Annotated in this window: 11 protein-coding genes; 8 read left to right on the forward strand and 3 right to left on the reverse strand. The window is 69.8% G+C overall.

Annotated features, from left to right (window positions below; translation table 11 throughout):
- Window positions 1-15: 15 nt before the first annotated feature.
- The 8 genes from cheB to HBB12_RS11015 all read left to right on the forward strand — a co-directional run bounded on the left by cheB (window position 16) and on the right by HBB12_RS11015 (window position 11,929).
- Complete coding sequence (gene cheB, locus HBB12_RS10980; protein ID WP_236992746.1) at window positions 16-1,068, forward strand: chemotaxis-specific protein-glutamate methyltransferase CheB; 1,053 nt, start codon at window positions 16-18, stop codon at window positions 1,066-1,068.
- Window positions 1,065-2,804, forward strand: coding sequence for a response regulator (locus tag HBB12_RS10985; protein WP_236989383.1), 1,740 nt, complete (start codon window positions 1,065-1,067; stop codon window positions 2,802-2,804). The genes cheB and HBB12_RS10985 overlap by 4 nt, the downstream gene beginning before the upstream one ends.
- Before the next feature lie 8 nt (window positions 2,805-2,812).
- Window positions 2,813-4,735 (forward strand): response regulator, encoded by a 1,923-nt coding sequence (locus HBB12_RS10990; RefSeq protein WP_236989384.1) that lies wholly within the window; start codon window positions 2,813-2,815, stop codon window positions 4,733-4,735.
- 574 nt (window positions 4,736-5,309) lie between these two features.
- The gene (locus HBB12_RS10995; RefSeq protein WP_236989385.1) at window positions 5,310-6,524 is read left to right on the forward strand and encodes an efflux RND transporter periplasmic adaptor subunit; all 1,215 of its coding nucleotides are present in this window, start codon (window positions 5,310-5,312) and stop codon (window positions 6,522-6,524) included.
- A 43-nt stretch (window positions 6,525-6,567) separates the two neighbouring features.
- Window positions 6,568-9,735, forward strand: a complete 3,168-nt coding sequence (locus tag HBB12_RS11000) for an efflux RND transporter permease subunit (protein ID WP_236989386.1) — start codon at window positions 6,568-6,570, stop codon at window positions 9,733-9,735.
- Window positions 9,736-10,198: 463 nt separating this feature from the next.
- Complete coding sequence (locus HBB12_RS11005) at window positions 10,199-11,137, forward strand: helix-turn-helix domain-containing protein (protein WP_236989387.1); 939 nt, start codon at window positions 10,199-10,201, stop codon at window positions 11,135-11,137.
- 130 nt (window positions 11,138-11,267) lie between these two features.
- Window positions 11,268-11,528, forward strand: coding sequence for a prevent-host-death protein (locus HBB12_RS11010; protein WP_236989388.1), 261 nt, complete (start codon window positions 11,268-11,270; stop codon window positions 11,526-11,528).
- On the forward strand, window positions 11,525-11,929 hold the full coding sequence (locus HBB12_RS11015) for a type II toxin-antitoxin system VapC family toxin (protein ID WP_236989389.1): 405 nt from the start codon (window positions 11,525-11,527) through the stop codon (window positions 11,927-11,929). Before HBB12_RS11010 ends, HBB12_RS11015 begins: the two co-directional genes overlap by 4 nt.
- Window positions 11,930-11,989: 60 nt before the next feature.
- Here the strand turns inward: HBB12_RS11015 and HBB12_RS11020 are convergent, their stop codons facing one another.
- From HBB12_RS11020 to rplQ, 3 genes are all read right to left on the reverse strand, one after another.
- Window positions 11,990-13,261 (reverse strand): aspartate aminotransferase type Ic, encoded by a 1,272-nt coding sequence (locus HBB12_RS11020; protein ID WP_236989390.1) that lies wholly within the window; start codon window positions 13,259-13,261, stop codon window positions 11,990-11,992.
- 98 nt (window positions 13,262-13,359) lie between these two features.
- A complete protein-coding gene (locus HBB12_RS11025) occupies window positions 13,360-13,623 on the reverse strand; it encodes a PepSY domain-containing protein (RefSeq protein ID WP_236989391.1) in 264 nt (87 codons plus the stop codon).
- 129 nt (window positions 13,624-13,752) lie between these two features.
- Complete coding sequence (gene rplQ, locus HBB12_RS11030; RefSeq protein WP_236989392.1) at window positions 13,753-14,175, reverse strand: 50S ribosomal protein L17; 423 nt, start codon at window positions 14,173-14,175, stop codon at window positions 13,753-13,755.
- Between the last annotated feature and the right edge of the window lie 21 nt (window positions 14,176-14,196).

The following is a 14,196-nucleotide window of genomic DNA, read 5'->3' on the forward strand; positions in this document are numbered from 1 at the left end:
ACCCCCGTCCGCGTCATGCTGGTGGAGGATTCGCTGGTGGTGCGCCAGCTCCTCGCCCACATCGTCAGCCGCGACCCGCGGCTCGCCCTCGTCGCCGCGGTCGATTCCGGCGAGGAGGCCCTGCGCGAGATCCACCGGGTCCAGCCCGACGTGATCTCGATGGACATCCGCCTGCCGGGCATCGACGGGCTGGAGACCACCCGGCGGATCATGGCCGAGCGCCCGACCCCGATCGTGGTCGTGGCCGACGCGGTCGAGGATTCCTCGCTCAAGATCTCGATGAACGCCCTGCGGGCGGGCGCGCTCAGCGTGGTCGAGAAGCCGGTCGGCACCGGCCACCGCGCCTACGAGGCGATCGCCGACCAGATCTGCACGCAATTGCGCATCATGAGCCAGGTGCCGGTGATCCGGCGCCGGCCGATCGGCGCGGAACGCCTCACCCGCGGCGATGCACCCCGGGAGGATTTTCGAGGCACGATACCCGCGACCCAGGCGCCGAGCGTGCTGGCGGTCGCCGCCTCGACGGGGGGACCGCCCGCCTTCGCCAGGCTGCTCGGCGGCCTGCCGGCGGATTTCCCGCTCCCCGTGCTTCTCGTCCAGCACATGGGCGCGGCCTTCATGGAGGGCTTCGCCGACTGGCTGAACGGCGTCGTGCCGCTCACCGTCGTCATCGCCACCGAGGGCGTGCGGCCGCAACCCGGCCACGTCTACGTCGCGCCCGGCGACCGGCACCTGGCGCTCGGGCCCGGCGGTCTCCTGACCCTCGTCGACGAACCGCCGGTCGGCGGCCAGCGTCCTTCGGCCACCGTGCTGTTCCGCTCCGTCGCCCGCTCGGCCGGACCGCGTGGCTTCGGGGTGCTGCTGACCGGCATGGGCGAGGACGGCGCCCAAGGCCTCCTCGACATGCATCTGGCGGGAGCGGCCACCATCGCCGAGCACGAGAGCTCGGCCGTGGTCTACGGGATGCCGGCGGCGGCGGTGCGCCTCAAGGCGGCGGGCAGCGTGCTCCCCCTCGACCTGATCGCCCCGCGGATCCTGCGGGCCGTCCAGCCGGGCTTCCCGGCGTGACGGGCTCGCCCGCTTCCTCGTCCCGCATCCTGCTGGTCGAGGATTCCGAGACCCAGGCCCTGCAATTGCGCCTCTTCCTGGAGCGCAACGGCTTTGCGGTGACGCGCCACGCCACGGCGGAAGCGGCGCTCGAGGCGATGAATCACGGCCTGCCCGATCTGGTGGTGGCCGATTACCACCTGCCCGGGATGAACGGCGACGAGCTGACGCGTCAGATGCGGCTCGCCATGCGCACCCGGGCGACGCCGGTGCTGATGCTGACCGAGGCGAGCGGGCGGGACATCGAGCGCCAGGGCCTGGAGAGCGGCGCCGACGCCTACGTGCCGAAATCCGCCGACCGCGACCTCCTGCTGCTGCGCATCCGGGCGCTGCTACGTGAGCGCGCCGCCGTGCCGGCGGACGAGCCGGGCCGGACGGCGAATTTCCGCCGCGCCCGCATTCTCGTCGTCGACGGCTCGGCGACCTTCCGGGCCTATCTCTCGGCGCTGCTCGGCCAGGAGGGGCACGAGGTCGTCGCCGCCGACGGGCCCGACCAGGCGATGGCGGCGCTCGAGGCGCCGGGCAAGCATTTCGACTGCGTCACCGTCGACCTCCTGGGCACGGGCTTCGACGCCATCGCGCTGTGCCGCCGGATCGACGCACTCCGCGTTGCCGCCACCGGCGCCGGGGCACCGGGCTTCTCCCTCGTCGGAATCGGCTCGGCCGCCTCCTCCAGCAAGGACCTCTTGGTCGAGGCGTTCTCGGCCGGCGCCGACGACGTGGTGACGAAGGACGTCTCGCCGCGGGGAGCCGATGCCGATCTCCTGGCGATCCGGGTGCGCACGCTGGTGCGCCGTAAGCTCCTGGAGGAGGACGATCGCCGGGTCGCCGACGAGGTGCGCCGCCACGCGCTCGCCGCCGAGCGTGCCAAGGCCGAGGCCACCGCGGCGGAGGCGAAGGCGGCTCTCGCCGGCGCCCTGGCGCAGGCCAACCACGACCTCGAACAGGCCAATCACCGCCTCAAGGACACCCAGGCCAAGCTCGTCCAGGCCGCCAAGATGGCCTCCCTCGGCGAGTTGGTCGCCGGCATCGCCCACGAGATCAACAATCCGCTGGCCTTCATCCTGGCCCATCAGGGCACGGTCGAGCGGCTGATCGGCGAGGTGGCGGGCGCGGTGCCGGAGGGCGATCCGTCGCGGCGCGCCCTCGACAAGGCCCGCGACCGGGTCGGGTCGATGCGCCTCGGCCTGTCCCGGATCCAGGATCTCGTCGTCAACCTGCGCAAGTTCTCGCGCCTCGACGAGGGCGAGATGCAGACCGTCAACGTGCCGGACGCGATCGAGAACGTGCTGGCGCTGATCCAGCACAAGCTCGGCACGCGCATCGCCGTGCGCAAGGAGTTCGCCGGCGCGCCCGAGATCCGGTGCTCGCCGGCCCTGCTCAACCAGGTGGTGATGAACATCCTCGGCAACGCCGCCGACGCGATTCCCCATGAGGGCACCATCACGATCGAGACCGCGATCCGCGACGACCACGACGTGATCCGGATCTGCGACACCGGCCCGGGCGTGCCGGAGGATCTGCGCGAGCGTATCTTCGAGCCGTTCTTCACCACGAAGCCGGTCGGATCCGGCACCGGGCTAGGTCTCGCCATTGCCTACAGCGTCGTGCAGGCGCATAGCGGACAATTATCCGTGGAATCGTCGCCCGAGGGAGGGGCCTGCTTCGTGATCAGCATTCCGAGGCGGGCCGCATGAGCGTAGGCATGACGACCAGCGCGACGAAGCCGACTTTGCGCGGCACCATCCTGGCGGTCGACGACGAGCCGGACATCCTGGTCGCCCTCGAGGACCTGTTCGAGGACGAGTACCGGGTCATCACCACCAGCCGGCCGGCCGAGGCCCTGGAGCTGATCGCCGCCGAGCCCGACATCGACGTCATTCTCTCCGACCAGCGCATGCCGGGCCTGACCGGCGACGCCCTGCTGGCCCGGGCCCGGGAGATCTCGGATGCGCAGTCGATCCTGCTCACGGGCTATGCCGACATCTCGGCGGTGGTCTCGGCGCTCAATCGCGGCGGCATCACCGGCTATATCACCAAGCCGTGGGACCCGGCGCTGCTGCGCAACGCGGTGCGCAGCGCCTATGAGCGCCACCGCCTCGCCCGGGAACTCGCGACCGAACGCGCCCTGCTGCGCGGCCTCCTGGATCATTCGGGCGATGCGATCGCCTTCAAGGACACCGACGGTCGCTTCCTGCGCCTCAACGCCCGCATGGCGGAACGCCTGGGAGCCCCCTCGATCGAGGCCTGCCTCGGCCGCACCGAGGCGGCGATCCTCGGCCCTGCCTTGAGCTCCGCGGCGGAGGCGGCCGAGGCCGCCGACCGGTCGGCGGTCGAAGCCGGCGCGCCGACCGAGATCGTGGTCAAGGGCGGCGGCCCGGAGGGTGCGTCGGCGCCGGCCCGGGAATCCTGGAACCAGGTGACGCGGGTGCCGATCCGCGATCCCGCCGGGGCGGTGGTCCATCTCGCGGTGATCGCGCGCGACATCACCGAGCAGCGCCTGCTGGAACGACGCCTGCGCCAGGCCGACAAGATGCAGGCGCTGGGCACGCTGGCCGGCGGCGTCGCGCACGATTTCAACAACCTGCTCACGGCGATCCTCGGCAGCCTCGAACTCGCCCTGCCGAAGGTGGCGGGGGATGCCCGCCTCACGCGGCTGATGACCAATGCCGCTCAAGCCGCGCAGCGCGGCGCGGCGCTGACCAAGCGCCTCCTCACCTTCAGCCACCGCCGCGACCTCCAGGCCCGCGTCGTCGACCTCAACGCGGTGATCCGCGGCATGGACGACCTGCTCGGGCGCAGCTTGGGGGGCTTCGTGCAGGTCGAGCACGCCTTGAGCGACGATCTGTGGCCGGTGAAGGTCGATCCCGACCAGCTCGAACTCGCGATCCTCAACCTCTGCATCAACGGCCGCGACGCGATGCCCGAGGGCGGGATCGTCGCCCTCTCGACCCGCAACGAGACGGTGCGGGCCAGTTCCGATCCGAACCTGAAGCCCGGCGACTACGCGGTGATCGCGATCCGCGATACCGGCACCGGCATCCCGCCGGAAATTTTAGGGAGAGTGTTCGAGCCGTTCTTCACCACCAAGGGCGTCGGCCAGGGCACGGGGCTCGGCCTTGCCATGGTGTTCGGCCTCGTCCAGCAATCCGGCGGTACGATCCGGATCGAGAGCGAGGTCGGGCACGGCACCACGGTGCTGCTCTACCTGCCGCGCTCCCACGAGGCGGTGGAGGCGGCCCCCATCGCGGCAAGCGCCCCGGTCCCGGCGCCGCGCCGGGCCAGGATCCTGGTGGTCGACGACGATCCCCAGGTCCGCCACGTCACGGCCTCGTTCCTCAACGGCTTCGGCTACGACGAGACCGCGGTGCCGAGCGGCGAGGCGGCGCTCGAACGGCTCGCGGCCGAGCGGTTCGATCTCGTCGTCGCCGACCTGGCGATGCCCGGCATGAGCGGCCTCGACCTCGCCGAGGCGGTGCGCCGGAACTGGCCCGCCCTGCCGTTCCTGCTCGTCACCGGCCACGCCGAGGCGGCGCGGATCCCGGCGGATTTCTCGGTGCTGGAAAAGCCCTTCCCCTCCGCCGACCTGGCGGCGCGGGTGGCAGGCCTGCTCGCGCCGGGGGGCTGACCCCTCGGGCCGGCGCCCGATCATGGTGTCGCACGGATGTACACGGCACCGGCGTGAAGCTCGCCGGCCCTGGAGTTCTCCCATCCTCCACCTCATCCCGAGGTATTGGCGATCGCAGATCGAGTGACCTCGAAGGAGGACTCCAGATAGCCCTGAAACTTCTGGTGCCCTCCTTCGAGGCTCGCTTCGCTCACACCTCAGGATGAGGTGGGGAATGGGAAGGGCCGGAGCCGCAAGCGAGCGATCCTGTCGCGCGCCCTGACGTTGTCATCGGCCGGCATCTCAAGTCTTTGATTTTGCCGCATTTTCTGAGACGACCCGGCATCCGCGTCGTCGGAGAATGCTTTAGCCGCCTCATCTTCTCTCGCACCTTCGATCTAGTACGGTCGAACTAATGCGGCCGAGTGTATCGCCGGCGGCACAGCAGGTCCGGAACTGTTCGGGCTTGCGATTCATTCACGCTTGCGTCAGCAACTTTTGCTAAGTGTTGCGTGCGCGTTGCCGAACGGTCATCCCCGCCGTGCCGCAGCCCTGAGCCCGCCGACGAAGAAGCGTGACGGACATGCCCCGGACCTTGAGACCGATCAGCCAAGTCGTGATCCTGGCCGTCCTGGCCGCCGGGGCGGTCGTCGCCTACCCTTACCTGCGCCCGAGTCACCGCCAGGAGCCGATCACCGCCTTCGCGGACGTGCCGGCCCGGCTGCCCGCCGGCAAGGCCTTCACCCTCACCGCGTCCCAGCTCGCCACGGTGTCGAGCGAGCCGGTGGTCAAACGCCAGTTCTTCGAGGAGATCGCCACCGAGGGCAAGATCGGGGTCGATGAGTACCAGGCGACGCCGGTCTTCTCGCCCTATCCCGGCCGCGTCATCGCGATCTTCGCCCGCACCGGCGAGCAGGTGAAGCGCGGCCAGCCGCTGTTCTCGGTCCAGGCCAACGAGATGGTGCAGGCGCAGAACGACTACCTCGCCGCCCTCAACGTGCTGAACAAGAGCCGCTCGCAGCTCACCTTCGCGCAGGCCGCCGAGAAGCGCCAGCGCGACCTGTTCGAGACCCGGGCCACGACCTTGCGCGAATTGCAGGTGGCCCAGAACGACCTGACGTCGGCCACCAACGACAACCGCACCGCCGAGGTGGGCCTGGAGGCGGTGCGCAACCGTCTGCGCATCCTGGGGCTTCGCGACGAGGAGATGGCGGCCCTCTCGCGAGGCTCGGCGATCAACCCCGACACGCCGATCAACGCGCCGCTCAGCGGCACGATCATCCAGCGCAAGATCGGCCCGGGCCAGTATGTCGGCTCGAGCGGCGAGCCGTCCTACATCATCGGCGATCTGTCGAAGGTCTGGCTCATCGCGCAGCTGCGCGAGGCCGACGCCGCCAAGGTCGAGATCGACGAGAAGATCACCTTCCGGGTCCCGGCCCACCCGGAGAAAACCTTCGAGGGGCGGATCAACTTCATCGGCACCTCGGTCGACCCCGCGACCCGGCGCATCACCGTGCGGGCCGAGATCGACAACCGCCAGGGCCTGCTCAAGCCCGAGATGTATGCGAGCGTCCGCATCATCAACGAGCGCGAGAGCCTGTCCCACGCCGTGCCCCGCGCCGCGGTCATCCTGGAGGGCAACAAGGCCAGCGTCTGGGTGCTGCGGGCCGACAACTCGGTCGAGAGCCGGCCGGTCCGGGCCGGCATCGTCGACGGCTCGACCGTCGAGATCCTCGACGGCCTCCGGGAAGGCGAGCGGGTGATCTCCCGCGGCTCGCTCTTCATCGACCGGATGTCGACCCAGAGCTGACGCTCTTTCCCCTCGCTCCCTTCAGCATTTCGGATCAACGGCCATGACCGGCATCGTCGGCCTCGCCCTGCGCCAGCGCGCCCTCGTCGTCCTGGCCTTCGTGGCCCTGATGCTCGGCGGACTCGCGGCGTTCCAGAGCCTCAACATCGAGGCCTATCCCGACCCGACGCCGCCGATGGTGAACGTCATCACCCAGGCGCCGGGCCTCTCTGGCGAGGAGATCGAGCGTTACATCACGGTGCCGATCGAGGTCATCACCTCCGGCCTGCCCGACCTGAAGCAGGTCCGCACCGTCTCGCTCTACGGCCTGTCCGACGTGAAGCTGCAATTCGGCTTCGCCAACAGCTACCGCGAGGCCGAGCAGCAGGTGCTCAACCGGCTCGCCCAGCTCGACACCCTGCCGAACGGCGCCAAGCCCACCATCTCGCCGGTGAGCCCGATCGGCGAGATCTTCCGCTACAAGCTCGTCGCGCCGGACGGCTACAGCGTGCTCGACCTGAAGACGCTCCAGGACTGGGTCCTGCGCAAGCGCTTCCGCGCCGTGCCGGGCGTCATCGACGTGATCGGCTGGGGCGGCAAGACCAAGACCTTCGAGATCGGCGTCGACCTCGACCGGCTGATGGCCCACGGCCTCACCCTCTCGGGCGTGGTCAAGACCCTCAACGACAGCAACCTCAATGTCGGCGGCAACCGCATCACCCTGGGGAGCCAGTCGGCGGTGGTGCGCGGCGTCGGCCTGATCCGCTCCGTCGACGATATCGGCGAGACGGTGCTGGCGCAGTCGGGCGGCGCGCCGGTCCTGGTGAAGGACGTGGCCACCATCACCATCGGCCACCAGCCGCGGCTCGGCATCGCCGGGATGAACGAGGACGACGACATCGTCCAGGGCATCGTGCTGATGCGCCGGGGCGAGCGCTCGACCCCGTCGATCGAGGCGGTGAAGGCCGAGGTCGCCAGGATCGAGGCCGCCGGCATCCTGCCGCCCGGCGTCAGGATCGAGCGCATCTACGACCGCGCCGACCTCATCGCCGTCACCACCCACACCGTGCTGCACAACATGCTGGTCGGCATCCTGCTGATCCTGGTGGTGCAGTGGCTCTTCCTCGGCAACCTGAGGAGCGCCTTGATCGTCGTGGCGACGATCCCCTTCGCGCTGTTCTTCGCCGTCATCATCTTGGTGGTGCGGGGCGAATCCGCCAACCTGCTGTCGGTCGGCGCGCTCGATTTCGGCCTGATCGTCGACGGCACGGTCATCATGGTCGAGGCGATCTTCCGCCGCCTCTCGGGCCACGGGCCGCCGCTCTCGCCGGGGCTGGCCGGGGCCAAGGGCATGCCGAGGAAGCTCGGGCTGATCGCGCTCGCCTCCTCCGACGTCAGCCGCTCGATCGTGTTTGCGGCGGTGATCATCGTCACCGGCTTCCTGCCGCTCTTCACCCTGTCGGGCGTCGAGGGCAACATCTTCGGGCCGATGGCCCAGACCTATGCCTATGCGCTCCTGGGCGGCCTCATCGCCACCTTCACGGTGACGCCGGTCCTCTCGGCCTACCTGCTGCCGGGCCATATCCACGAGGTCGAGACGATCCTGGTCCGCGCCCTCGACCGGGCCTACCGGCCGGTGATCCGGGCGGCCCTCGCCCACCGCACCCTGACCTTGGGCGTCGCCGGCCTGATCTTCGCCGGCGTTGCCGTCGAGGGGCGCAATCTCGGCCTCGAATTCCTGCCCAAGCTGGAAGAAGGCAACCTCTGGATCCGCGCCACCATGCCGGCGACGATCTCGCTCGAGGAGGGCAACCTCTACGTCAACCGCATCCGCCGGGTGATCGCCGAGGTGCCGGAGGTCGAGCGGGTGGTGTCGCAGCATGGGCGGCCCGACGACGGCACCGACGCCGCCGGCTTCTTCAACGGCGAATTCTTCGCGCCGCTCAAGCCCGCCGAGCAATGGCGCGAGGGCATGTCGAAGGATGCGATGACCGGCGCCCTGCTGGAACGGCTGCGCACCGAGTTCCCGGGCGTCGAGTTCAACCTGTCGCAATACCTTCAGGACAACGTCGCCGAGGCGGTGTCGGGCATCAAGGGCGAGAACTCGTTCAAGGTGTTCGGGCCCGATCTGCAGAAGCTCACCGACGTGGCGCGGGAGGTCGAGGCGGTCCTCAAGCGCGTCCCCGGCGTCACCGATCTCGGCGTCTTCACCTCGCTCGGCCAGCCGACGGTGCAGATCAACGTCGACCGCATCCGGGCCGCCCGCTACGGTCTGACGCCGGGCGACATCAACACGACCGTCCGCACCGCGATCGGCGGCGACTCGGCGGGCGAGCTCTACGATACCGGCAGCGAGCGCCACTATCCGATCATCGTGCGGCTGGCCTCGCAGTACCGCCAGAGCGTGCGGGCCATCCGCGAATTGCGCATCGCCGGCCAGACCCAGAGCGGCGTGACCGTCCAGATCCCGCTCAACGCCGTCGCCGATGTCGAGCTGGTGTCGGGCCCCGCCTACATCTACCGCGAGGGCCAGGAGCGCTACCTGCCGGTGAAGTTCAGCGTGCGCGACCGCGACCTCGGCAGCACCATCATCGAGGCCCGGGAGCGGGTGGCGCGGGAGGTGAAGCTCCCGCCGGACTACCGGCTGGAGCTGGTCGGCGAGTTCAACAACATGCAGGGGGCGCTCGCTCGCCTCTCGGTCACGGTGCCGCTGGCGATCCTGCTGATCGCCGTGCTGCTGTTCGTGAATTTCGGATCCCTCGTCGACACACTGCTGGCGCTCTCGGTGATCCCGATGGCGGTGGCCGGCGGCGTGGTGGCGCTCGCCGTCACCGAGACGCCGTTCTCGGTCTCGGCGGCGATCGGCTTCATCGCGCTGCTCGGTATCGCGGTGATGGACGGCATCATCGTGCTCACCCACTACAACGGCCTGATCGCGCGCGGCGAGGAGCGGGAAGAGGCGATGCTGAAGACTTGTTATACCCAGATGCGCCCGGTGGTGATGACCTGCGTCGTCGCCGGCGTCGGCCTCCTGCCCGCCGCCTTCTCGGCCGGCGTCGGCTCGCAGGTGCAGAAGCCGCTGGCGCTGGTGGTGGTCGGCGGCATGAGCCTGGCGCCGATCCTGATCCTGATCATCCTGCCGGTCCTGATCCTGCTGTTCTCCCGGCGGCGGCCGGCGCCGGTCCACGTTCCGGCGGAGCCGGGTGTGCCGGCTTCGGCGGCGGTACATTGAATGGGAGGCGATCGCGTCGCCCGATCGGTGCCTGATCGCGTCGCGACACAGCACATGACGGAGATTTCTGGCGGTATCGCAAGGTCGTTCCACCTGCGACCTCATCCTGAGGTGTTAGCCGATCAAAGATCGGCTGACCTCGAAGGAGGGCTCCAGGGATCACAGCGTCCTCTGGAGCCCTCCTTCGAGGTCAGTCCATCTCCGATGAACTGACACCTCAGGATGAGGTCGCAGATGGGAAAAGGCCGATCAAAGCGGGCTTGGCGCGAATCTCGTGCAACGTGGGACTGCGATCGAGCGCCGATCCAGGCCTCATCGTAGGAAGTTTTCTGCGGCGAGCCGGTATCCGCGTCGTCGGACAATGATTGGGGAGCAGATGATGGCCGAGTGTGGCCCGAATGATTCTGGCCGGCTGCGCGATAGGAGCTAACATCGTCCGGCATCGCAACACCGCGGACCTGCCGTGCCCCTCGTTCCCCGGTCCCTCTTCACGACGGACAGCGTCCCCGAGCGCGACCGTTTCGCGGCCTGGCGCAGCCTGTTCTCGGCTCACGACCTCGACGCCGACCCGGTCGGGTTCTCGGGCAGCATCGAGACGGTCGTGGTGGGCGCGATGGCCCTGCGCGTCATGAACGCCGCGCCCCAAGGCCCGTCCCGCTCCCGATCGCAGATCCGGCGCGACGGCCAGGACGGATTCATCCTGCATCTGAGCCGGCACGCCTACCGCGTCGAGACCGAGCACGGCACGACGGACGTTCCGGCCGGCGCGGTCAGCCTCAACGACCTGTCGCAGCCCTATCGCCGCAGCCGGGTGCCGGAAACGGGCTCGCTGATCCTCGCCTTGCCGCGTTCGTCCGTCGCCGCCGTGCTGCCCGACGAGGAGGCGTTGCACGGGCTGATCCTGCAGGGCGGGACCGGGCGCCTCCTCGCCGATCACCTGCGGAGCCTCGCCGCGAACGGCCACGGGCTCACGACCGTGGAGGCGGCCCATGTCGCCCAGGCCACGCTCCACATGGTCGCGGCCTGTGCGCGCCCGAGCCTGGAGGCGGCGGACCGTGCCAGCACGTCGCTCGATGCCGTCCGGCTGAAAAGCGCGAAGCAGTTCCTTCGCGGCCACCTCGGCACGCCGCTCCGGATCGACGCGATGGCGAAGGCGCTCGGCATGTCGCGCTCGCAGCTCTACCGCCTGTTCGAGCCGGAGGGCGGGATCGCGCGCACTCTCGCGCGTCAGCGGCTGGCGGCGATCCGGACGGCGCTCGACGATCCGCTCGAACGGCGGTCCATCGGCGAGATCGGAGAGGCCTACGGCTTCGGCAACGGCGCGCGTCTCAGCCGTGCGTTCCGTCAGGTCTATGGCGTGGCCCCGCGCGACTACCGGGCGGCCTCCGGCAGGACCTCTTGAGCCAAAGCCGCCCGGACCGCGACCGATATCGCTCCCTGCCAGCCGGCTCGCCCCGAGACTGCCTTGTCTCGACTGACTTGAGGGGCGACCTTGTGGAGAGGTCGTCCATGACGCAACAGGAGATGTCGCTTTGGCCGATCAGCACCGGAACAACGCTCCGCTCGAGCGAGTCGGCCTACGGACGTTCCGGGCGCAGATGAAGGCTTATCTCGACCAGGCCCGGCAGGGCCGGTCCTTCGCCGTCACCTCGCACGGCGTCGTCATCGCTGAACTCCGTCCCCCGTCGCTTCCAGAACCGCCGCGCCGCCGGCCGGGCGCGCTCAAGGACAGGATCCGCATGGCCGAGGATGTCGCCGAGGCATCCACCGCGCGGCAGGGCGACGACGAGTGAGGCTGCTCCTCGGAACCCCCGCCCTGCTCTGGTGGCTGAGCGACGATCCCCGCCTCGGCGAGCGGGCCCGGGACCGCATCGCGAATCCCCGCAACACGGTGCTGGTCAGCGCGGTCTCGCTCTGGGAGATCACCCAGGCGATCCGCCTCGGCACCCTGTCGGCCGATATCCGGGAGATCCTGCAGGCGGTCGAGGACGGCAGCTTCACCTGGCTCGACCTGCGCCCGGAGCATTGTCGGGCGCTGCGCAAGCTGCCGCGGGGGGCGGAGGACCGCGAGCCGTTCGGCTCGCTGCTCATCGCCCAGGCCATGGCCGAGCAGGCGACGCTGGTCTCCGACGATCCCGACGTGCCCCGCGTGATGATGCGGTTCATCCAGTGCGCGGACCGGCGCAAGGACTGATCGGGCCCGGGCCCCGAACCGCCCCGGACGGGGAGCGGTTCGAGACCCGGCGGGCGGCGCTCACGCCGCGACCTGGCCGCTCCCGCCGTTCTCCCGGCTCTCGGCGGCGGCCAGCAGCACGCAGGTCGCCACGACCTCGGCCGCCGCCTCGACCTCGGCGGGCTTCGGGTAGGACGGGGCGAGGCGCAGCAGCCGGTCCTGCGGGTCGCGGCCATAGGGGTGGGTGGCGCCGGCCGGCGTCAGCGCGAGCCCGCAGGCGGCAGCGAGCTTGACCACGCGGGTGGCGCAGCCCTCCGGCACTTCGAGCAGGATGAAGTACCCGCCCTCCGGCTCGCTCCAGCGCGCGACGCCGGTGCCGCCGAGATGGCGGTTCAGGGTCTCGGTGACGGCGCGGAACTTCGGAGCCAGCAGCCGGCGATGGCCGTCCATCAGGGGGTCGAGCCCGGCCTGGTCGCGCAGGAAGCGGATGTGGCGCAGCTGGTTGAGCTTGTCCGGCCCGATGCTGCGCTTGCCGGCATTCGCCAGATACCAGCGGATATTGGCCTCCGACGAGGCCAGCATCGCGAGGCCCGCGCCCGCCAGGGTCACCTTCGAGGTCGAGGCGAAGACGATCGCCCGGTCCGGATGGCCGGCTTCCGCGCAGGCCTCCAGGACGTTGCGGAGATTGGGGCGTCGCTCGGTCAGGTGGTGCAGCGCGTAGGCATTGTCCCAGAACAGCCGGAAATCCGGCGCGCCGGTCTCCATCCGGGCGAGCCGCTCGACGGTGGCGTCGGAATAGGTCTCACCGCCCGGGTTCGAATATTGCGGCACCGCCCACATCCCCTTCACCCGGGGATCGCGGGCCTCCCGCTCCACCACGTCCATGTCCGGCCCGTCGGCGGTCATCGGGACCGGGATCATGCCGATGCCGTAGGTCTCGCACAGGGCGAAGTGGCGATCGTAGCCCGGCACCGGGCAGAGGAAGCGGATCTCCTCCTCCTTCGACCACGCCTGCGCCCCGCCGGGCACGCCCTTGAGCAGCGCGTAGACGATGCAATCGTGCATGAGCGCGAGGCTCGAGTTGTTGCCGACGGCGATCCGCTCCGGCGGGGCGCCGAGCACCGGGGCGAACAGGGCCCGTACCTCGGCCAGGCCCTGCACGCCGCCGTAATTGCGCGCATCCTCACCGGCTTCCGTGCGGTGGTCGCGGTTGCCGGGGAGGGCCGCCAGGCCCTCCGACAGGTCGAGCTGCTCGGGCGAGGGCTTGCCCCGGGTCATGTCGAGCTTGAGGCCGCGCTCCTGCAGAGCGGCGTAGCGGGCCTGGAGGTCGGCGAGCGAAGGAATGGCGGTCATCGGACAAGATCGCTGGTGGACGGAGAGGCGCGTCACCTTTGCGCCTCCCGCCCGCCGGAATCCAGCCTTTCGCGCGTCGATCGCCCGGCGAGATGCCCTTACTTGCCGGCCTTCTCGGACAGGATGGCGCCGGTGCGGGGATCGGCCTTGAACTTCATCGGCTTGCCGTCCTTCATCCCCTCCCCTTCCCAGTGGCCGTCATCGGCCTCGATCTCGGAGATCTGGGTATAGCCGGCGGCCTCGACCTTCTGGATCACCTGGCCGATCGGCATCCAGTCGGCGCCGACCTTGTCGGCGAGAGCTGCCGTACCCGTGCCGGCGAGGATCAGGGCGGCGAGAGCCGGGATGGTCAGCTTGGTCATGGAGCCACGTCTCCTTTCGCGTGCGGCGGATGCCGTTGGGAGATCGCGCACCGGCTCGCGCGGTTCCCGCGCAAAAGGAAAGGCGGCCCGCGAGGGCCGCCTTCGAAGGCATCGAGAGGTTTGGGCGGATTACTCCGCCGGGGTCTCGTCGGCGACCTGGACCGGGCCGGAATCCTTGCCGCGGGCGTCGACGTCGCGGTCGACGAACTCGATCACCGCCATCGCGGCGTTGTCGCCGTAGCGGAAGCCGGCCTTCATGATGCGGCAATAGCCGCCCGGACGGCCGGCGTAGCGGGGGCCGAGCACGTCGAACAGCTTCTTGACCATCACCTCGTCGCCGCGAAGCGCCGCGATCGCCTGACGGCGGGCGTGCAGGTCGCCGCGCTTGCCCAGCGTGATGAGCTTCTCGACCACGGGACGCAGGTCCTTGGCCTTCGGCAGGGTGGTGATGATCTGCTCGTGCTTGATCAACGCGGCCGACATGTTCGAGAACATCGCCTTGCGATGCTCGACGGTACGGTTGAAGCGACGACCCCGGAAACCGTGACGCATGGCTCTCTCCTTTGGTTCTCG

Source organism: Methylobacterium sp. SyP6R (genome assembly GCF_019216885.1).
In the GTDB taxonomy this organism is placed as follows: Bacteria; Pseudomonadota; Alphaproteobacteria; order Rhizobiales; family Beijerinckiaceae; genus Methylobacterium.